We start from the raw sequence: 373 nt of genomic DNA on the forward strand, positions 1-373 counted from the left end.
CCCGGCGGTAGGGAAACCCGTTGGCGAGAGAAAAATTATGGAAAACTTTACCGAAACAATTTAAAGACTGTGCCGATCATCAGCTAAAACGTTGATAAATTACCCATCAACCTTAACCGGCAACAAAACCATGACTCAAATCAAGCCCAAAATGGTTCCCATGCGCGCCCTCGCCCTGGGGTTTGCGCTGATGTTGGCCACTACAGCGGCGGGATGCGACAGAACCACAGAAGCAGAAACCACCGGAGGAAGCGAGACGATGACTCAGGCGCACAATCCCGAACTCGTCACCCTGGGTGGGGTAGTAATCCAAAAACAGGCGGCGAAGAATGCGGAAAGCTGGATGGCGGGAGGCGGCGATTATTTCGTCCTC

1 protein-coding gene is annotated in these 373 nt (G+C 52.8%); it reads left to right on the top strand.

What is annotated here, in order from left to right; genetic code table 11:
- Positions 1-130: 130 nt before the first annotated feature.
- A partial coding sequence (locus AC0QH1_RS00485) for a hypothetical protein (RefSeq protein WP_324628776.1) occupies positions 131-373 on the top strand: 243 nt, incomplete at its 3' end.

It is taken from the genome of Phormidium sp. CCY1219 (genome assembly GCF_055795085.1).